The sequence below is a fragment of the Stenotrophomonas sp. C9D9 genome, assembly GCF_056491205.1.
The window spans coordinates 1596000-1615219 of sequence record NZ_JBSZIF010000004.1 but is presented as its reverse complement, the minus strand read 5'-3'; the positions used below and the strand labels follow the sequence as shown (position 1 = coordinate 1615219).

At 67.5% G+C, this 19220-nt stretch carries 15 protein-coding genes and 1 tRNA gene; 8 read left to right on the top strand and 8 right to left on the bottom strand.

The genetic code is table 11. The annotated features are described in order from the left end of the window. Nucleotides 1–57: 57 nt before the first annotated feature. The 3 genes from ACXI0D_RS12770 to ACXI0D_RS12760 all read right to left on the bottom strand — a co-directional run bounded on the left by ACXI0D_RS12770 (nucleotide 58) and on the right by ACXI0D_RS12760 (nucleotide 1885). The gene (locus ACXI0D_RS12770) at nucleotides 58–597 is read right to left on the bottom strand and encodes a pseudouridine synthase (RefSeq protein ID WP_049447048.1); all 540 of its coding nucleotides are present in this window, start codon (nucleotides 595–597) and stop codon (nucleotides 58–60) included. A gap of 68 nt (nucleotides 598–665) precedes the next feature. Further along, nucleotides 666–932, bottom strand: a complete 267-nt coding sequence (locus tag ACXI0D_RS12765; protein WP_233490814.1) for a hypothetical protein — start codon at nucleotides 930–932, stop codon at nucleotides 666–668. A 95-nt stretch (nucleotides 933–1027) separates the two neighbouring features. Continuing rightward, nucleotides 1028–1885: a class I SAM-dependent methyltransferase gene (locus ACXI0D_RS12760; protein WP_479642637.1), complete on the bottom strand. Its 858-nt coding sequence runs from the start codon at nucleotides 1883–1885 to the stop codon at nucleotides 1028–1030. Between the two features lie 169 nt (nucleotides 1886–2054). Here ACXI0D_RS12760 and ACXI0D_RS12755 point away from each other — a divergent pair, with 169 nt between their 5' ends. From ACXI0D_RS12755 to ACXI0D_RS12740, 4 genes are all read left to right on the top strand, one after another. Beyond that, a complete protein-coding gene (locus ACXI0D_RS12755; RefSeq protein WP_479642636.1) occupies nucleotides 2055–3011 on the top strand; it encodes an aldo/keto reductase in 957 nt (318 codons plus the stop codon). A 644-nt stretch (nucleotides 3012–3655) separates the two neighbouring features. Next, nucleotides 3656–3726: transfer RNA gene (locus tag ACXI0D_RS12750), tRNA-Gln, on the top strand. Nucleotides 3727–4083: 357 nt separating this feature from the next. Continuing rightward, nucleotides 4084–5208 carry a slipin family protein gene (locus ACXI0D_RS12745; RefSeq protein ID WP_479642635.1) on the top strand — a complete coding sequence of 375 codons (1125 nt, stop codon included), beginning with the start codon at nucleotides 4084–4086 and terminating at the stop codon, nucleotides 5206–5208. A 51-nt stretch (nucleotides 5209–5259) separates the two neighbouring features. Beyond that, nucleotides 5260–6480 (top strand): RtcB family protein, encoded by a 1221-nt coding sequence (locus ACXI0D_RS12740; protein WP_049413214.1) that lies wholly within the window; start codon nucleotides 5260–5262, stop codon nucleotides 6478–6480. A 178-nt stretch (nucleotides 6481–6658) separates the two neighbouring features. Here the strand turns inward: ACXI0D_RS12740 and ACXI0D_RS12735 are convergent, their stop codons facing one another. Then, nucleotides 6659–7564, bottom strand: a complete 906-nt coding sequence (locus ACXI0D_RS12735; RefSeq protein WP_479642634.1) for an NAD(P)/FAD-dependent oxidoreductase — start codon at nucleotides 7562–7564, stop codon at nucleotides 6659–6661. Further along, the gene (locus tag ACXI0D_RS12730; RefSeq protein ID WP_014038911.1) at nucleotides 7554–8009 is read right to left on the bottom strand and encodes an Rrf2 family transcriptional regulator; all 456 of its coding nucleotides are present in this window, start codon (nucleotides 8007–8009) and stop codon (nucleotides 7554–7556) included. The genes ACXI0D_RS12735 and ACXI0D_RS12730 overlap by 11 nt, the downstream gene beginning before the upstream one ends. 183 nt (nucleotides 8010–8192) lie before the next feature. Between ACXI0D_RS12730 and ACXI0D_RS12725 the strand changes: the two genes are divergently transcribed. Together ACXI0D_RS12725 and dkgB are read left to right on the top strand one after the other, a co-directional pair. Continuing rightward, complete coding sequence (locus ACXI0D_RS12725; protein ID WP_479642633.1) at nucleotides 8193–10313, top strand: methyl-accepting chemotaxis protein; 2121 nt, start codon at nucleotides 8193–8195, stop codon at nucleotides 10311–10313. Nucleotides 10314–10638: 325 nt separating this feature from the next. Next, nucleotides 10639–11448, top strand: coding sequence for a 2,5-didehydrogluconate reductase DkgB (gene dkgB / locus ACXI0D_RS12720; RefSeq protein WP_479642632.1), 810 nt, complete (start codon nucleotides 10639–10641; stop codon nucleotides 11446–11448). Between the two features lie 107 nt (nucleotides 11449–11555). On the opposite strand, the gene ACXI0D_RS12715 is transcribed toward dkgB, so the two are convergent. Then, nucleotides 11556–12269, bottom strand: a complete 714-nt coding sequence (locus ACXI0D_RS12715) for an alpha/beta fold hydrolase (protein WP_049447026.1) — start codon at nucleotides 12267–12269, stop codon at nucleotides 11556–11558. Between the two features lie 123 nt (nucleotides 12270–12392). On the opposite strand from ACXI0D_RS12715, the gene ACXI0D_RS12710 reads away from it, so the two are divergent. Then, entirely contained in the window at nucleotides 12393–12773 is a 381-nt protein-coding gene (locus tag ACXI0D_RS12710; protein WP_014038915.1) for a YbjQ family protein, read from the top strand. Nucleotides 12774–12797: 24 nt separating this feature from the next. On the opposite strand, the gene ACXI0D_RS12705 is transcribed toward ACXI0D_RS12710, so the two are convergent. Next, nucleotides 12798–15524, bottom strand: coding sequence for a bifunctional acetate--CoA ligase family protein/GNAT family N-acetyltransferase (locus tag ACXI0D_RS12705; protein WP_049447023.1), 2727 nt, complete (start codon nucleotides 15522–15524; stop codon nucleotides 12798–12800). 147 nt (nucleotides 15525–15671) lie between these two features. Beyond that, the gene (gene mgtE / locus ACXI0D_RS12700; protein WP_014038917.1) at nucleotides 15672–17042 is read right to left on the bottom strand and encodes a magnesium transporter; all 1371 of its coding nucleotides are present in this window, start codon (nucleotides 17040–17042) and stop codon (nucleotides 15672–15674) included. A 341-nt stretch (nucleotides 17043–17383) separates the two neighbouring features. Between mgtE and ACXI0D_RS12695 the strand changes: the two genes are divergently transcribed. After that, the gene (locus ACXI0D_RS12695) at nucleotides 17384–19162 is read left to right on the top strand and encodes a monovalent cation:proton antiporter-2 (CPA2) family protein (protein WP_479642631.1); all 1779 of its coding nucleotides are present in this window, start codon (nucleotides 17384–17386) and stop codon (nucleotides 19160–19162) included. Nucleotides 19163–19220 lie beyond the last annotated feature (58 nt).

Below are 19220 nucleotides of genomic sequence, written 5' to 3'. Positions count from 1 at the left end.
CTGACCCGATCAGCCACACAAGGGCCGGATACCGGAAGGTATCCGGCCCTTTCTGTATCAACCGATCTGCCGCCACTGCCCAGGCTGCAGGTCATCGAGCCGGTACGGCCCCATCGACACCCGCACCAGCCGCAGCGTCGGCAGGTTCACCGCCGCGGTCATGCGCCGCACCTGGCGGTTGCGGCCCTCACGGATCGTGATCGCCAGCCAGCTGTCAGGTACGGTCTTGCGGAAACGTACCGGCGGATCGCGCGTCCACAGCGACGGCGCCGGATCGAGGCGTTCGATCTTCGCCGGCAGGGTCGGCCCATCATTGAGCACCACGCCGTCGCGCAGCTGCTGCAGCTGTTCGTCGCTGGGCATGCCTTCCACCTGCACCCAGTAGGTCTTGTCAGCCTTGTGCTTCGGGTCGGTCAGCTTGTGCGCCAGCGTGCCGTTGTCGGTCAGCAGCAGCAGGCCCTCGCTGTCATGGTCCAGGCGACCGGCGGCGTACACGCGCGGCGGCAGGCCGAACCCGGCCAGGGTCGGCCGCGGAGGCACACTGCGGTCGGTGAACTGGCAGAGCACGTTGAAGGGCTTGTTGAAGGCGATCAGCATTGCGGGCACGGCGGGCGGCGGGTGGGGCATTGTCCCATTCCCGCATCGCCGCCGCGATCACCGGCTACTCAGCCGAAGACCTTCCTTTCCATCAACAGCGCGACGAGCACCAGCACGACGCCGCACGTGGCGGCAGCGTTGGCCTGGTACCGCAGCCGCGCTACCGGTGGGCAGGCCCTGCGCGCACGCTCATCCCAGAGGCCACCAACGAGCAGCGCCGCAAAACCTGCCGCCGCCACGAGGTCATGCATGTGACCCGCATGGAACACGAAGTCGTACAACCGCGGCAGCGCCATCAATGCGAAGGCGAAGTACAGCACTTTCTTCAACAGCACACTCCATTGACGGCAGCGCCGGGCATTGCCCGGCGGCTACCCATTCCATCCAACACCGCGCTGCGCGCTGACCGGACGCAGCCCGGCGTCTCCGGCTACGGCTTGATGAAGCGCAGGGTCATGCGGTCGCTTTCACCGATCGCCTGGTACTTCGCATCGTCGGCCTTGTCGTGCTGGTTGGTCGGCGGCAGCGTCCACACGCCGTTCGGGTGGTCCTTGGTGTCGCGCGGGTTGGCGTTGACCTCGCTGCGCGCATCCAGCTTGAAGCCGGCGGCCTCGGCCATCGCGATGACCTGCTGCTGGCCGACATAGCCGGTGTCATCGTCGTCGGCCACGTCGGCCTTGGCGCGATGCTCGACCACGCCCAGCACGCCGCCCGGCTTGAGCACGTTGAAGAAGCCCTGGAACATGCCCTGCGCCTGCCCGGCCTTGCGCCAGTTGTGCACGTTGCGGAAGGTCAGCACCACATCGGCTGAACTGGCCGGGCCGAACACCGGCTTGGCCGGATCGTAGGCCACCACCGCGGTCTTGCCGAACTGTGCCGGCGCAGCGGCGTACTTCTTTTCCAGGCTGTCGCGGCTGCGCTGCTGGTAGTCACGGCCGCGGCCTTCGGGCACCGCCATCGGATCGACCACGGCGGCGACGTAATGACCCTTGTCATGCAGCAGCGGCGCCAGGATTTCCGAGTACCAGCCGTTGCCGGGGGTGATCTCGATGACGGTCTTCTCCGGCGTCACCTTGAAGAACGACAGCGTCTGCGCCGGATGGCGGAAGCCATCGCGCTTGACGTTGTTGGCATCACGGGTCGACGCCTTCACCGCCGCATCGATGGCCGGTGAGACCTGGATCTTCGCCGGTGCCACCGTGGCCGGTGCGGCGAATGCGGGAACAGCGGCAAGCAGGGCCGAAGCAAGCAGCAGGCGGCAACCACGCAGGGACGAAGCAGGCATCATCGGAGCGACTCCAGCGGAAGATGCGGCGAGACTAGCAGCCGCGGCGTCCCAGGTGTTCACAAAACGTTAGCTGCGTGCGTATCGCGGAACACTGTTTTGTGGTCGCCGCCGCAGCACGGTCACACAACGCGTTCTATTCTGGAACACTTCCCCCAAGGAGTCCGTGCCCATGACGGCAACCCGCGAACTGGGCCGTTCCGGCCTGCATGTACGTCCGCTCGCCTTCGGTGGCAACGTGTTCGGCTGGAGCGCCGATGAAAAGGCCAGCTTCGCCCTGCTCGATGCCTTCGTCGATGCCGGCTTCAACCTGGTCGACACCGCCGATGTGTACTCGGCCTGGGTGCCGGGCAATGCCGGCGGCGAATCGGAGACGCTGATCGGCAAGTGGTTTGCCCGTAGTGGCAAGCGCGACAAGGTGGTGCTGGCTACCAAGGTGGCCAAGTGGGCCGAGCGCCCCGGCCTGACCCCGGACAACATCAACGCCGCGGTCGAGGATTCACTGCGCCGCCTGCAGACCGACGTGATCGATCTGTACCAGGCCCATGAGGATGATGAGTCGACGCCGCTGGAAGCGACCCTGGCCGCGTTCGGCCGCCTGATCGAAGCCGGCAAGGTGCGCGCGATCGGTGCCTCCAACTACAGCGCCACGCGCCTGGCCGATGCGCTGAAGGTGTCCACCGACTACAAACTGCCGCGTTACGAAACCCTGCAGCCGGAGTACAACCTGTACGACCGTCCCGGCTACGAGAAGGAGCTGGAACCGCTGGTGCAGCGCGAACAGATCGGCGTGATCGGCTACTACGCCCTGGCCAGCGGCTTCCTCAGCGGCAAGTACCGCACACCGGCCGATGCAGCCAAGAGCCCGGCACGTGGCGAAACGGTGGTGAAGCGCTATCTGAATCCGCGTGGCCTGCGCATCCTGCAGGCGCTGGATGACGTGGCCAGCAAGCACAGCGCCAGCGCTGCACAGATTGCATTGGCATGGCAGATCGCACGGCCGTCGATCACCGCGCCGATCGTCAGCGCCACCAGCGTCGAGCAGCTGCACGATCTGCTGGCGGCGGCCAACGTGTCGCTGAGCGTGCAGGATGTCGCGCAACTCGATGCCGCCAGCAAAGAAGGCTGAGGTGTAGTGCCGGCCGCTGGCCGGCATCGCACACTGCCGAAGAAAATAATTGAACAAAATGGTTGCGCACGAGTAAATCGTGGTTTATCGTGCGCACCTCGTTTCAACAACCACTGGAAACTTCCCTTGAACGCGCATTCCGTCGCCATCGCCAAACTGCTGCCATGCCTGCGCATGGACGTGCTGGCGCGCGCGTTCGGCAAGGAAGTCCAGCTGACAACGGCCTGATACCCGCCCTGCGGAGATCGGCCACCCCGATCTCCGAGGCTTGACGACGCCCTCGGAACGCAAGTCCCGGGGGCGTTTTCGTTTGCGTCGGCACAAGGACCCGCGATGCCAGAACTGCACCCCGCGCGGCAACCCGCCGCTCACTGACCCAGGTTTTTCCGCCCCGCCGGAGGATTTACTTCGCGCGAGTGGCGACGCCTGGACATTATCTGCATCGCACCCAAACATTATCGCTCGCGATAATGTCGGCGGCCTGCACCCTCGATTCTCCAACGGTCCCGTTTCAACCACGGGCTGGTGCGCGCGGCGTTGCCGTGGCGTATGCCGGAGGTCGCGGACATGCCATCGCCTGGATCGCCTGCTGGGGGCAGGCACCGGTTCGCCGGTACGCGGTTCGATTCCGCGCGGTTCACCACTGGATAGCTCAGTCGGGTAGAGCAACGGATCCTGATTCCGTCTGTCGTGGGTTCGACTCCCACTCCAACCACATGACCTGTCACGTCATGACTTGAAGCAACACCCGGGGCGCAAGCCCCAGCGGCCATCGTCGCCATCCACGGACACCGCCTTCGGGCAGGAACGTGGAAGGCAACGGACCGCTCGCCGGGCCCCGGCCCGCCGCCACTGCCAGCCACGTTCCGCACCGGCGCTGCCTGCCGGGAACGACGATGGCAGCAGAGCCGGTGCACCGAAGGCTCCGTGCGCGGACCGTCCGCCGGTGGCCGCCCTCTTCCGCTGCCTGCACGTGGTGTGCAGGCGGCCTCGCCACGACCTGATCGACCCGGGTCATGGCGATTCATCCGCAACGGGTCGAACCACCAGAGCCATACAAGGAGAGACTCCCATGTTCTGGACCATCAAGGTCGTGATCGGCGACGGCGAGCGCGGCCTGGTGTATCGCAACCGTCGTTTCCAGCAGATCCTGCTGCCGGGCGTGCACCGCCTGTCGCCGTTCGGCGGCCGCCCGCACGTGGACATCCACACTGCATCGAAGGGCGCGGCCTACACCGGCAGCGACCAGGACAGCCTGATCGAGGCACTGGGCGCACGGCTGGACACGCACTTCGTGTTGGCCAACGTCGGTGCTGCCGAAGTCGGCCTGTTGCTGCGCAATGGCCGCATCGATGAAGTGCTGCCGCCGGGCAGCCGCCGTCTGTACTGGCGGGGTTCGGTCGACACCCAGGTACGCGTGATGGCGCTGGGTGACGAGCCGCGCGTTCCGGCGGACGTGCAGCAGCGCCTGGGCCAGTTGGGCGTGCTGCCGCGTGTGGCGGTGATCAGCACCGTGCCGAGCGAGTCGGTCGGCCTGCTGTTCATCGATGGCACGCTGCGGCAGACGCTGGACGCCGGCCTGCACGCGTTCTGGAACTTCAACGGCAACGTATCGGTGGAGCGCGTGGAGCTGCGTGCGCGCTCGCTGGACGTGTCCGGCCAGGAACTGCTCAGCCGCGACAAGGTGACCCTGCGGGTGAACCTGGCTGCGACCGTGCAGGTGGTCGACCCGGTGCGTGCACACCGCACGCTCAGTAATGCCGATGAGTTCGTCTATCGGCAGCTGCAGTTCGGCCTGCGCCAGGCCATTGCCGCACGCAGCCTGGACGAGCTGCTGGGTGACAAGGCGGCACTGGACGGCGAGATTGCCGCCCATGTGCAGGCGGCGATCGAGGGCCACGGCGTACGGTTGCTCGGCGTGGGCATCAAGGACGTGATCCTGCCGGGCGAGATGAAGGAGATCCTCAACGGTGTGGTGCTGGCCGAGAAGCAGGCCCAGGCCAGCGTGATCCGCCGTCGCGAGGAGGCCAACGCCACGCGTTCGCAGCTCAACACCGCAAAGCTGATCGAGGACAACCCGGTGCTGATGCGCTTGAAGGAGCTGGAGGCGCTGGAGAAGGTCACCGAGAAGATCGACAAGCTCACCGTGTTCGGCGGCCTGGATGGCGTGCTGAAGCAGCTGGTGACGATCAGGTAGGGGGTAGGCGCAGGGACGCGCCACCGGCCCATCAAGGACATAGACGAAGACATGGACACTCAACACAACTATCAATGGCTGCACGCCGAGGGCACCACGCCGATCAAGGGCTGGGTCAACGGTGTGCCGCTGGAAGCGCAGGCGCATGAGCAGCTGCGCAACATCGCCGCGATCCCGTTCGTCGGGCCGTGGGTGGCCGTGATGCCGGACGTGCACCTGGGCAAGGGCGCGACCGTGGGCTCGGTGATCCCGACCCGCGGTGCGATCATCCCGGCCGCGGTCGGCGTCGACATCGGCTGCGGCATGGCCGCCGTGCGTACCACGCTGCGCGCCAATGACCTGCCCGATGACCTGCGGCAGCTGCGCAACAGCATCGAGCGCAGCATCCCGGTCGGCAACGGGCGCGGCGGCGAGCATCAGCGCATGCCGGACAGCATCCACACCCGGCTGGTGCAGTCCGGGCTGGCCGCCGGCCTGGAGAAGATCAAGGACAGGCACCGCAGGATCCGCACCGACAAGCTCGACCGCCAGCTGGGTACGCTGGGCGGCGGCAATCACTTCATCGAACTGTGCCTGGACGAGACGGATACGGTGTGGGTGATGCTGCACAGCGGATCGCGTGGCACCGGCAACCTGATCGGCACGTACTTCATCGAGAAGGCGCGCGAGGAACTGGCCCGGCGCGTGCTCGGCTTCCACCTGCCGGACAAGGACCTGGCGTTCTTCATGGAAGGCGAGCCGCTGTTCGATGACTACGTTGAAGCGGTGTCGTGGGCGCAGGACTACGCCCGGCAGAACCGCGAGGCGATGATGTCGCGGGTGCTGGCCGAAATGCGCCACCGGTTGCCGAAGTTCCAGCTGGCAGCGATGGCGGTGAACTGCCACCACAACTACGTGCAGAAGGAGACGCACCACGGCCAGGAACTGCTGGTGACGCGCAAGGGTGCAGTGAGCGCCCGCGAGGGCGAGCTGGGCATCATTCCCGGCAGCATGGGCACGCGCAGCTACATCGTGCGTGGCAAGGGCAACGCGGACAGCTTCCACAGCTGCAGCCACGGTGCCGGCCGGGTAATGAGCCGTGGCGCTGCGCGCCAGCAGATCACGCTGGCCCAGCACCGCGAGGCCACCGCGCACGTGGAATGCCGCAAGGACAGCGGCGTGCTGGATGAGTCGCCGGCCGCGTACAAGTCGATCGACGATGTAATGGCCGCACAGCTGGACCTGGTCGACGTGGTGCACACCCTGCGCCAGGTGCTGTGCGTGAAGGGATGATGGAGCGGTGCCGGCCAAGGCCGGCACCCACCGCGCCTCAATCGCGCGCGACCGCTCTGCAGTAGATCCTCGCCATGCGTGGATGGAACTGCGCCGACCGAGGTCGGCCTCTACCAGAGCAGCACGTCATGCCGGGGGTCAGAGCCCTTTCTGCGAAAGGGATCTGACCCCGAGAGGTTCAGCGCGGCACGCTGTCTTCGCCCACCAGCGCATGGTGCATGCCGATCCCCGCACGCACGCCTTCGGCGGTGGCCAGGGTGATGTTGCCGACCGTGGTCGCATCGCCTGCGGCATACACGTTCGGCACCGAGGTCTGCTTCATCGCATCGACCTCGATCAGCACGCCCAGCGGGCTCTCGGCCAGCGTGCAGCCGAGCTGCTGCACCAGCGGCGTGGCCATCGCCTGGGTGGCTGGCACGAACAGCGCACGCTGGGCGATGCGGCGGCCATCGGCCAGCTCCACTTCCAGCCAGGTCGGCTGGTCGCCCTGCACCCCCAGCACCGGTGAGGTCTCGATCTGCACGCCGCGCTGCTGCATGGCCGCCTGCTCCTCGTCGGTGATCGGCAGGCCCTGGCTGAAGAAGGTGACATTGCCCCAGTCGGCGAACAGCGGCGCCTTGCTGGCCGACATCGGATGGCCGCCGAGCAGGCCGATGGCACCACCACCCACCTCATAACCGTGGCAGTAGGGGCAGTGCAGCACGGTGCTACCCCAGCGCTCGGCCAGTCCGGGCAGGTCCGGCAGCTGGTCGGCGATGCCGCTGGCCAGCAGCAGCTTGCGCGCGGCCAGCACCTGGCCATCGGCGGTACGCACTTCCACGCCCTCTGCGCTGGCGGTGGCCTGCACCGCCTCAGCCTGCACCCAGCGCACGCTGGGGTAATCCAGCAATTGCTGGCGCGCGGTCTTCAGCAGCTCGGCGCCGCTGATGCCATCCAGCCCCAGCACCCCGTGCGAATGGCTGGCGAAGCGGTTACGCGGCGAACCAGCGTCGATCACGGTGACCGGCCGCCGGGCACGGGCCAGGATCAGGCCGGCGGCGATGCCGGCATAGCTGCCGCCGACGATGAGCACATCAGGATTCATGATGACCTTCCAGGGAACGGTGATGGGCGAGATGGCGGGCGAAATCGGCGCCGAGCTGGTCCAGCGTGGTCGCCTGCAGGCGCTGTTCGAGCAGCCGCTGCGCCTCGCGTGCGCCCTCCAGCAGGGCACTGTTGACCAGCTGCTGGATCGGGCAGCCGCCGCCCGTATCGCGGGTACCGACCTGCACCAGCGGCGGTGCGCCCACCGCCAGGTAGATGTCATGCAGGGTGATGGCTGCGGCGTCGCGGGCCAGCTGGCTGCCGCCCCCATGGCCGCGGGCACTGTGCACCAGGCCGGCCTTGTGCAGCTGCGCCAGCAGGCGGCGGATCACCACCGGGTGGGTCGGCAGGCACGATGCCAGCTGCTCGGAGGTGCGTGGGGCGGATTGGCCGACCAGGTGCGCCATCACGTGCAGGGCATCGGAGAGGGGGTTCGCGGATTTCATGTAACAACAATAGTTACATTTAATTCTCCTGTCGAGGGTCCGCATTCGTTCCATATGGACACATTTGTCCTATGAAATAGCTTCTTCACATCGCTAAACGAAACACGAATGTGATGTACGTCGCACTTCAGTGTGTGCGTGGCGGGTCGATACCGCAGTGCCCCTTCCCGAGAGTTCTTCCCCATGAATGCGTCTGTCCGTGCTCCGCGCCTGCAGTCCAAGCTGCTCGGCGCGGTTTCTGTTGGTCTGGCCGTGGTCCTGCTGTGCGCTCTGGCGGGCCTGGCCTCCGCCTGGTTGAAGTTGTCCACCGAGGTTCCGCCCGAAGTCGCGCACAGCCGCGATGCCGAACGCCTGCAGCGTGAGTTCCGCGGCCAGGTGCAGGAATGGAAGAACGTGCTGCTGCGCGGCCACGACGACGCGTTGCGTCAGCGCCACCTGGAGGTCTTCGACAGCGAAGGCCGCCTGGTCGAACAACTTGCCAAGGGCCTGGTGACCAGCCCGGACGCGCGCACGCGTGAACTGGCGCAGGCGTTCATCGGCCTGCACGCACAGTTGCAGCAGGACTATCACGCGGCGCTGCAGGCGTTTGCCGAGGCCAGCTACGATCCCGCCGCCGGCGACACCCTCGTGCGCGGCAAGGATCGTCCGGTGGCGGCGGCACTGGACGCCCTGAGCACGCACGCCACGCAGGTGGCCGAAGCGGCGCTGTCGACACGCTCGCGGCAGGCGCGGCAGACCCTGCTGCTGTGCGCTGCGCTGACCGTGCTGGCCGCCGTACTGCTGCTGATGGGCCTGGCCTGGTGGCTGCGGCGTGCGGTGGTGCAGCCGGTGCTGGCAGTGGAAGCGGCGGCGCGCGCGGTGGCTGCCGGTGACCTGCAGCACGTGGTGCAGGTGCGCAGCCGCGACGAGATCGGTCGCCTCGCGCAGGCCATGCAGGCGGTGCAATCCACGCTGCGCGGCGTGCTGGATGCACAGACCGCGATGGCGCAGGCGCACGAAGCCGGCACCATCAGCCATCGCATGGACGCCGCTGCGTTCCCCGGCGCGTTCGGCACCATGGTGGCCGACTGCAACACGCTGGTCGACGCGCACATCCAGGTCAAGATGCGCGCGATCTCGATCATGGGCCGCTATGCCGTCGGCGACCTCAGCCAGGACATGGAGCGCCTGCCCGGCGAGAAGGCGGTGATCACCGAAGCGCTGGATGCGGTCAAGCACAACCTCGGTGCGATCAACGGCGAAATCCGCCGCCTGGCCGAAGCGGCGGCCGCCGGTGACTTCAGCCAGCGTGGTGACAGTGCCCGCTTCGAGCATGATTTCCGCGCGATGGTCGAGGGCCTGAACCGCCTGATGCAGACCACCGAGCTGAATCTGGGCGAGGTCTCCAGCATGCTGCGCGCGATCGCCGATGGACGCCTCGGCGCGCGCATGCACGGGGATTTCCAGGGCGTGTTCGCGCGCATCGCCGGCGATGCCAATACCACCGCCACGCAGCTGGCGACCATCGTCACCGACATCAAGCACGCCTCCGGCAACATCCACACCGCCGCAGCGGAGATCGCCGCCGGCAACAATGACCTGTCGCGCCGCACCGAACAGCAGGCCGCCAACCTGGAAGAGACGGCGGCGTCGATGGAGGAACTGACCTCCACCGTGCGCCAGAACGCCGAACATGCGCGCCAGGCCAACCAGCTGGCAATCGGCGCGCATACGGTCGCCTCGCACGGTGGCAGCGTGGTCGGCCAGGTAGTGGCAACGATGGGCGCGATCGAAACCTCGTCGCGGCAGATCGCCGAGATCATCAGCGTGATCGATGGCATCGCGTTCCAGACCAACATCCTGGCGCTGAATGCCGCGGTGGAGGCGGCGCGCGCCGGTGAACAGGGCCGCGGCTTCGCGGTGGTCGCCAGCGAAGTGCGCACACTGGCGCAGCGCTCGGCGGCGGCCGCGAAGGAGATCAAGTCACTGATCGAAGCCTCGGTGGAACAGGTCGGCCATGGCGCGCAGCGCGTGCGCGAGGCCGGCGACACCATGGCCGAGATCGTTGCATCGGTGCAGCGCGTGACCGACATCATGGCCGAGATCTCCGCAGCCTCGCAGGAGCAGAGCGCGGGCATCGAACAGGTCAGCCAGACCGTGATCCAGATGGACGGCACCACCCAGCAGAACGCCGCGCTGGTGGAAGAGGCCAGCGCCGCCGCGCGCAGCCTGGAGCAGCAGGCGAACCGGTTGATCGATGCGGTGGACGTGTTCGATCTGTCGACCACGGCGGCGGTGAAGGGCGGGCTGGCACGCGCGGCCTGATTGATGCGGTTGCCGGCCAGCGGCCGGCACTACCGTCGGAATCCGTGCGGACCAACGGTCCGCACCCACCACAGGGGTCGTGCCGGCCGCTGGCCGGCAGCGTGCCACGCCGCATGGGTAGCGCCCGACCGTTGGTCGGGCGATGGCAGGAATCCGTGCGGACCAACGGTCCGCACCCACAAGGCGGTCCGCACCCACCGGGATCCGCAGCGCCCTCACGGTCGTACACGGTGGTGCAATGCACCGTTGCCGGCATGCACGCGGTCACTGGCCTACCCTTTGCCGGATATTCCCCGCCTCCCTCCCCCCTCTGCTGGAGCCCCCCATGACTGTCCCCGCCTTCGGTCTCGGCACCTTCCGCCTGAAAGACCAGACCGTGATCGACTCCGTACGCAACGCGCTGGCGGTCGGCTACCGCGCCATCGATACCGCGCAGATCTACGGCAACGAAGCCGAAGTCGGCCAGGCCATCGCCGACTCCGGCGTGCCGCGCGATGAGATCTACCTGACCACCAAGGTCTGGATCACTGCGTTCAAGCGCGATGCGCTGCTGGCCAGCCTGCGCACCAGCCTGGAAAAGCTCCGCACCGACCAGGTGGATCTGGCGCTGATCCACTGGCCGTCGCCGAACGACAAGGTCGACGTGCCGATGGAGGAGTACCTGACCGCACTGGCCGAAGCCAAGGCACAGGGCCTGACCCGTGAGATCGGCATCTCGAACTTCACCATCGCGCAGATCCGCAAGGCGATCGGCATCCTCGGTGCCGACGCCATCGCCACCAACCAGATCGAGATCCACCCGTACCTGCAGAACCGCCTGCTGGTGAAGTTCCTGCAGGACAACGGCATCCATATCACCGCCTACATGAGCCTGGCCTATGGCGAAGTGATCAAGGACCCGGTGATCCAGGCCATTGCCGGCCGGCACCAGGCCACCCCGGCGCAGATCGCACTGGCGTGGGCGTTGCAGCAGGGCTTCTCGGTGATCCCGTCGTCGACCAGGCGCGAGAACCTGTCGAGCAACCTGGAAGCGGCAGCGATCCGCCTGACCGACGAAGACATGGCACAGATCGCCAAGCTGGATCGCGGCCATCGCCTGGCCAACCCCGAAGGAATTGCCCCGGCCTGGGATTGATTCCAACGACGGCACGCAACTGCCCTGGTAGGCGCCGACCTTGGTCGGCGCAGACGTCGGATCGATCGATGAGACACCGTGCCGACCAAGGTCGGCACCTACCAACGTCAGGGCTGCCTCCCGCCCTGCAGCAACCACCCACGCATCGCCGCACTGACCTCGTCCGGTTTCTCCATCGGTGCCAGGTGCCCGCAGTCGGGCACCACCACCAGCTGCGAGTGCGGCACCATCGCGTGCATTTCCTCGCTCACCGCCAGCGGCGTGATGCGATCGTTCGCGCCGCACACGATCAGCAGCGGATCGCGGTAACCGGCCAGCACGTCATGGCCATCGCGGCGCTCCAGCGCGCTCTGGCGCAGGAACACGTCCGCGCCCAACCGCGCGGTCATGTCGCGCACGCGCTGCACCAGCACGTAGTCGTCCAGCCGCGAAGCATCGATGTAGCTGCGCATCAGCACATCACCGAAGCCGTGGAATTTCCCCGGCAGGCGCACGCTGGCGCGCTGGCTGCGGCGCTGCTCGGCGCGCTCGGGTGAGTCGGCGTGGATCGAGGTGTCGATCAGCGCCAGCTGCAGTACCCGCTCCGGCGCGATGCGCAGGATCTGCTGGGCCACGAAGCCACCCAGCGAGAAGCCGGCCAGCGCAAAGCGCTCCGGTGCCTGCGCCAGCACGTCCTCGGCCACCGCCTGCAGGGTCTCACCTCGGGTCTGGTCGCCTACGGTGCAGTCGGCGATATCGGCCAGGTCGGCCAGCTGCGCGCGCCACAGCTCGGCATCGTTGAGCAGGCCGGGCAGCAGCAACAGGGGGATACGGTCGGTCATGGGGCTATTGTCGCGCCAGCGGGGTGACGGAACCATGCCGCAACGGGCGATTGCGTTGTAGAGTCGAGCACAGCCAGTCGAGCATGGCTCGACTCTACAGAAGGCAGCGACACGGACGCGACCATGGCAGACCCCTACAACAGCGGCACCCCTTCCCCGCCGGCACTGCGCTTCGACGATGCGCTGGTCACCACCGCCTTCGAGCTGCCCGGCCATCGCGTCGTGCGCAACCTCGGCGTGGTGCGTGGCATCACCGTGCGCTCGCGTTCGATCGTCGGCAACTTCCTGGGCGGCATCCAGACGCTCTTCGGTGGCAACATCACCATCTACACCGAGCTGTGCGAACAGGCCCGCGAGGAGACCTACCGCGACATGGTCAAGCACGCGCGGCAGCTGGGTGCCAACGCGATCATCGGCATGCGCTACGACGCCACCGATGTGATGACCGGGCTGACCGAGGTGCTGTGCTATGGCACGGCGGTGGTGGTGGAACCGATGCGGTGAGACCGGTGCATCGTCGAGCGCGGATCACGCCGCCGGCGGCACGTCGGGCACCTCGACCTGCTGCACCGGCAGGGTCACCATCATCACCGTCGGATCGTCCGGGTCCAGCTTCGTCTTGAAGCCCAGGCTCTGGCACATCGCCAGCATGGTGCTGTTCTCGCGCAGCACCTGGCCTTCGACCACGTCCAGGCCCAGCCACTTGGCGTACTCGATCATGATCGCCATCAACCGCCAGCCGATGCCGTGGCCCTTCAGGTCCGAGCGGATCAGGATGCCGTACTCGCCACGGTGGTAATCGGCATCGGCGTGCAGGCGTACCGCGCCCAGCATTTCGCCACTGCGCGGTTCGATCGCCACCAGCGCGATCGAGCGTGCGTAGTCGAGCTGGGTCAGGCGCGCGATGAACTCGTGGCTGAAGTGCTTCACCGACTGGAAGAAGCGCAGGCGCAGGTCCTCGTCGCTGACACGAGCGAAGAACGCGCGGAACAATGCGTCGTCCTCCGGCCGCACCGGGCGCACGAAGGCACGGCCGCCATCGGACAGTTCGATGGTGCGCTCCCACTCCTTCGGGTATGGGAACACCGAGAAACGCGGGTGGCCGCGGCCCTTGTGCAGGATGCGCGACGGCGCCACCGCCACGCGCGCGTCGAGGGCAAGGATGCCCTTGCCGTCGACCAGCAGCGGATTGATGTCCAGCGTGCGCACTTCGGGAATGTCGGCGGCCAGCTGTGCCAGCTTGACCAGCGCCAGTGCCAGTGCACGCTCGTCGGCGGCGGGCACATCACCGTAGGCCTTCAGGATGCGCGAGGCACGCGTCTGGCCGATCAGCTCGTGGGCCAGGCGCAGGTCCAGCGGTGGCAGCGCCAGCGCCTTGTCGTTGATCACTTCGACCGCGGTACCGCCACGACCGACCACGATCACCGGGCCGAACGTTGCGTCATCGGCAATGCCGACGATCAGCTCACGCGCCTTCGGACGCACGATGGTCGGCTGCACCAGCAGGCCGTCGATGCGCGCATCCGGCCGCAGCTGGCGCGCACGCGACAGGATCGCGTTGGCCGCGCTCTGCACCGCCGGCAGCGTGGACAGGTTGAGGCGCACACCATCCACTTCCGACTTGTGCGGAATATCCGGCGAGAGAATCTTCAGCGCGACCGTGGCACCGCGCTCCAGCAGCGGTTGCGCCAGGTCCATCGCCTCGTGCGCATCACGCGCGTGCATCACCGGCGCGGAGGGAATGCCATAGGCCTTGAGCAGTTCATGCGTGGCCAGCGGGTCCAGCCACTGCTGGCCGTTGGCCAGTGCGGCATCGACCAGCGTGCGCGCGGCGGCCGTGTCGACGCTGAAGTCCTGCGGCAGGCTGGGCGGCGTTTCCATCAACGCGTTCTGCGCTTCGCGGTAGCGCACCAGGTGCTGGAAGCCACGTACGGCTTCGGCCTCGGTCGGATAGGTCGGCACCCGCGCCGCGTTGAGCGTGGCAGTGGCCTGGTCATCGTTGCCCAGCCACACCGCGAACACCGGCTTGTCGCGATGATGGCGCGGGCGCAGGCCGAGCGTGCGGGTGAGCGCCTGCGCGGCGTCCGCCGATGAGGTGAACGCGGTCGGCACGTTCACCACCATCACCGCGTCGTTCTCGTTGTCGGCCAGCAGCGCCTCGATGGCCGCGGCATAGCGGTCACCATCGGCGTCGACCACGATGTCGACCGGATTGCTACGCGACCAGCCCTGTGGCAGCACCGCGTCGAGTTTCTCGATGGTGCTGTCGGACAGGTTGGCCAGCGTGCCACGCAATGCGATCAGCTGGTCCACGGCAAGGCGACCGACACCGCCACCATTGCTGAGGATGGCCAGGCGGCGACCGGGGAAGGTCCCCAACCGGCCCAGTGATTCGGCAGCAGTGAACAGTTCGTCCAGCGCGCTGACGCGCAGCAGGCCGGCGCGGTTGAACGCTGCACCGTACACATCATCGGCGCGGGCGAGGGCCTGCACATGGGTATCGCGGCTGCCCGGCTGCACGCGCTCGGCGCGGCCAGACTTCACCACCACCACCGGCTTGGCGCGGGCGGCGGCACGCGCGGCCGACATGAATTTGCGCGCGTCCTTGATCTGCTCGACATAGAGCAGGATGGCGCGGGTGCGGTAGTCGGTGGCGAAGTAGTCGAGCAGATCGCCGAAGTCGACGTCCATCGTGTCGCCCAGCGAGACCACGGCGGAGAAGCCGACCGAGCGTGCCACGCCCCATTCCACCAGCGCGGCGGCAATGGCGGAGGATTCGGAGATCAGGGCGAGGTCGCCGGCCTGCGGAAAATGTGCGGCGATGCTGGCATTGAGCCGTGCATGCGGTGCGATCACGCCCAGGCAGTGCGGGCCGAGGATGCGCAGGCCATGCTTGCGGGCCACCGCTTCCACCTGTGCCGACGGCGAGCCCGGGCCTTCGCCCAGGTGCGCGGTGAGGATGATTGCCGCCTGCACGCCACGTTCGGCGGCAGTGCGCACCACCTGCGGCACGATCGCTGCCGGTGCGGTAATCACCACCAGGTCGGGCACCCAGTCCAGGTCCTTCAGCCGCTTGACCGTGCGGATGCCATCGATCTCGGCATGCCGCGGATTGATCCACGCCACCTTGCCGGGGAAGCCGGTGCCGCGCAGGTTGCGCATTACCGCGCGCCCGGCCGAGCGCTCGCGCGGACTGCCGCCGATCACCGCGACCGACTGCGGACGAAACACCGACTGCAGGTGGTAGGTACTCATGCGCCTACGGTACACGGACTGGCGCATCGGGCGCATGATCCAGCGCAAGCCCCCGGTCTCCGGGGTCGGATCCCTTCGCACAGCGATGGGCTCTGACCCCTGCGTGCCGACCAAGGTCGGCACCTACCGGAGCACGGTGGTTCCGGCTTACAGCAGCGTGCCGTGCAGGATCATCGCGGCGATGCTGAAGTAGATCACCAGGCCGGTCACATCCACCAGGGTGGCCACGAACGGGGCCGAGGCGCTGGCCGGGTCGAAGCCGAGCCGCTTCAGGATGAAGGGCAGCATCGAGCCGGACAGCGAACCGAAGGTGACGATGCCGACCAGCGCGGCGCCGATGGTGATCGCCAGCAGGATCCAGTGCTCGCCATAGTCATGCAGGCCGCCCAGCTGCCAGATGACGATACGCACGATGGCCAGGCAGCCAAGGATGGCGCCCAGCACCATGCCGGTCGGGATCTCGCGCAGCGCCACCTTCCACCAGTCGCGCAGGCGCAGTTCGCGCAGCGCCAGGCTGCGGATCAGCAGCGAGGTGGCCTGCGAGCCGGAGTTGCCACCCGAGCTCATGATCAGCGGGATGAACAGGGTCAGCACCACCGCCCGTGCCAGTTCGTCTTCGTAGTGCTGCATCGCGCTGGCGGTCAGCATCTCGCCCAGGAACAGCACGCTCAGCCAGCCGGCGCGCTTGCGCAGCATCTCGAAGAAACCGATCTGCATGTACGGCTTGTCCAGCGCTTCCATGCCGCCGAACTTGTGCGCGTCCTCGGTGGATTCCTCGATCAGCGCGTCGAGCACGTCGTCCACGGTGACGATGCCAAGCATCTGCTGCTGCGCGTCGACCACCGGGATCGCCAGCAGGTCGTGGCGGCGGATCAGCCGTGCCACTTCTTCCTGGTCCATCAGCGCATCCACCGTCACCGGCGGATTGACCTGGGCCACGTCCAGGATCGATTCCTCGGGCAGGCCGGTGATCAGCCGGCGCATGGTCACCACCTGCTGCAGCTGCTGGCTGGCCGGCTCCAGCACGTAGATCGCGTACACCGTCTCGCGGGTGCGCTCGACCTGGCGGATGTGCTGCAGGGTCTGCGCCACGGTCCAGCTGGCAGGCACCGCCACGTACTCGGTGGTCATCAGCGCACCGGCCGTGTTCGGCGGGTAGCTGAGCAGCTTCTGGATGGCCTGGCGGGCGTCGGTGCCCAGCAGTGGAATCAGCCGCGCGCGCTCTTCTTCGTCCAGCTCGTGGACGATGTCGGTGGCGCGGTCGTCGGCCATCAGGCCCAGCAGAGCCGCAGCCCGCGCCGGTGGCAGCGCGGCCACCAGCTCACCGCTGCGGTGCAGCTCCGGCGCTTCGAGCATTTTCACTGCACGCGGCAACGGCAGCGCAGCCAGCGTTTCCGCGGCGCGGGTCAGTTCCAGCGTGTTGAGGAATTCCACCGCGTCGGCGGTGTTGTAGTTCGCCAGCGGTGCGGCCAGTGCGGCGGCATCGGCCACCGGGCGCAGCAATTGCTTCTGGTTCATCGGTTTTGCCTTGTGGGGGTGCGACCTCGCGCAACACCAACGCAGGCAAACCGTCCCGATGTCAGGCGGTGGCCATCGCTGGCGTCGAACGAGGTCGACTTCTACTGTCGCTGGACATGGGTTGGGGACTCCGGGATGCGTATGCCGACGGACGCGCCGCCAGCGGCGGGCAGTCTGGACCCGTGGGCCATCCAGGTCAACCCGGCCGCCCCGCGACGACGCCCGGCCAGTTGTTCTCGTGCGTACACAGACCGGCGCGCATAATGTCGTGGTGGCGCTCGCCACGCCCTCCCCCACCCGAACGGACGCACAGCGGGCTCCCCCGATGACCAGGTATTCCCATGCATAGCGGTGGTCTGGAACTGGCCCTGGTGCTGCTGCTGGCGGCGGTCATCGCCGTGCCGGTGTTCAAGAAGTTCGGCTTCGGCGCGGTACTGGGCTACCTGGCGGCCGGCGTGGTGCTGGGCCCGGACGGACTGGGCTTCGTGCAGGATGCCGACCGCATCCTTGGCGCCGCCGAGATCGGCGTGGTGATGCTGCTGTTCGTGATCGGCCTGGAGCTGTCGCCGGCACGCCTGAAGGTGATGCGGCGCTCGGTGTTCGGTGCCGGTGCGGCGCAGGTGGCGCTGTCCGGGCTGGTGCTGGGCGGCCTGCTGCTGCTCGACCATTTCCAGTGGAAAAGCGCGCTGGTGGTGGGTGTGGCACTGGCACTGTCGTCCACCGCGGTCGGCCTGCAGCTGCTGTCCGAGCACAAGGCGATCAACAGCGACCATGGCCGGCTGGGCTTTGCCATCCTGCTGTTCCAGGACCTGATCGCGATCCCCTTGCTGGCGGCCATCCCGCTGCTGGGCGGGGTGAAGAACGAGACCCTGCGCATCGAGGATGCGATGGTGGCGCTGGGCGCGCTGGCACTGGTGATCCTGTGCGGGCGACCGGTGCTGCGCAAGGTGTTCAGCATCATCGCGCGCACCCGCAGCCCGGAAGTGTTCACCGCCACCGCCCTGCTGGTGGTGCTCGGCACCGCCTGGTTCATGCAGGAAGCCGGCCTCAGCCCCAGCCTGGGCGCGTTCCTGGCCGGCGTGCTGCTGTCCGATTCGGAGTTCCGGCACGAACTGGAAGCGCAGATCGAGCCGTTCAAGGGCCTGCTGCTGGGGCTGTTCTTCATCGCCGTGGGCATGGGCATCGACCTCGACCGCATCGCGGCCGAGCCGTGGCTGATCGCGGCCGGCGTGGCGATCCTGCTGGTGGTCAAGTTCAGCCTGCTGTACGTGATTGGCCGTATTGCAAAGCTCAATTCACGGCAGTCGCTGCTGCTGGGCAGCGTGTTGTGGCTGGGCGGCGAATTCGCCTTCGTGGTGTTCAACGAAGCGCAGCGCGCGCACCTGCTGGGCAATGCCAACCATGACCGGCTGGTGGCGATCGTCGGCCTGTCGATGGCGATCACGCCGCTGCTGATGATCGCGCTGCTCAGGCTGCTCGGCCCGGAAAAGGCCGCACCGCGCCAGGCGGCCGAGGCTGACAAGGTAGCGCCGGACAACCGGCCCAAGGTGCTGATCGCCGGCATGGGCCGCTTCGGCCAGGTGATCGCGCGCCTGCTGACGGCACAGAAGGTGCCGTTCGTGGCGCTGGAGGCGAACCCGGACACCGTGGCCGACCTGCGCCGCTTCGGCAACCAGCTGTACTACGGCGACCCGACCCGGCCGGAGATGCTGCGTGCGGCGGGTGGCGAGCACATCGATGTGTTCGTGATCACCGTGGATGACCCGGAGACCAACCTGCGCGCGGTGCGCATGGTGCGCCGGCTGTACCCGGACGCGAAGGTGCTGGCGCGTGCACGCAACCGCCAGCATGCGTGGCGCCTGATGGACATGTCGGCCGAGCCGTTCCGCGAAGTGTTCGGCACCAGCCTGGAGATGAGCGGCCGCGTGCTGACCGCGCTGGGCGTGGCACCGGACGTGGCCGAGCGCCATGTACAGCGCTTCCGCGAGCATGACGAACAACTGCTGCGCGACCAGTACCTGGTGTACGACGACGAGGCCGCGGTGATCCAGACCTCGCGCGATGCACGCAACGACCTGATGCACCTGTTCGAGGCCGACGCGGAGAGCGACGGCGAGTAGGCGTGCCGACCAACGGTCGGCACCCACCACAGATTGCGGTAGTGCCGGCCGCTGGCCG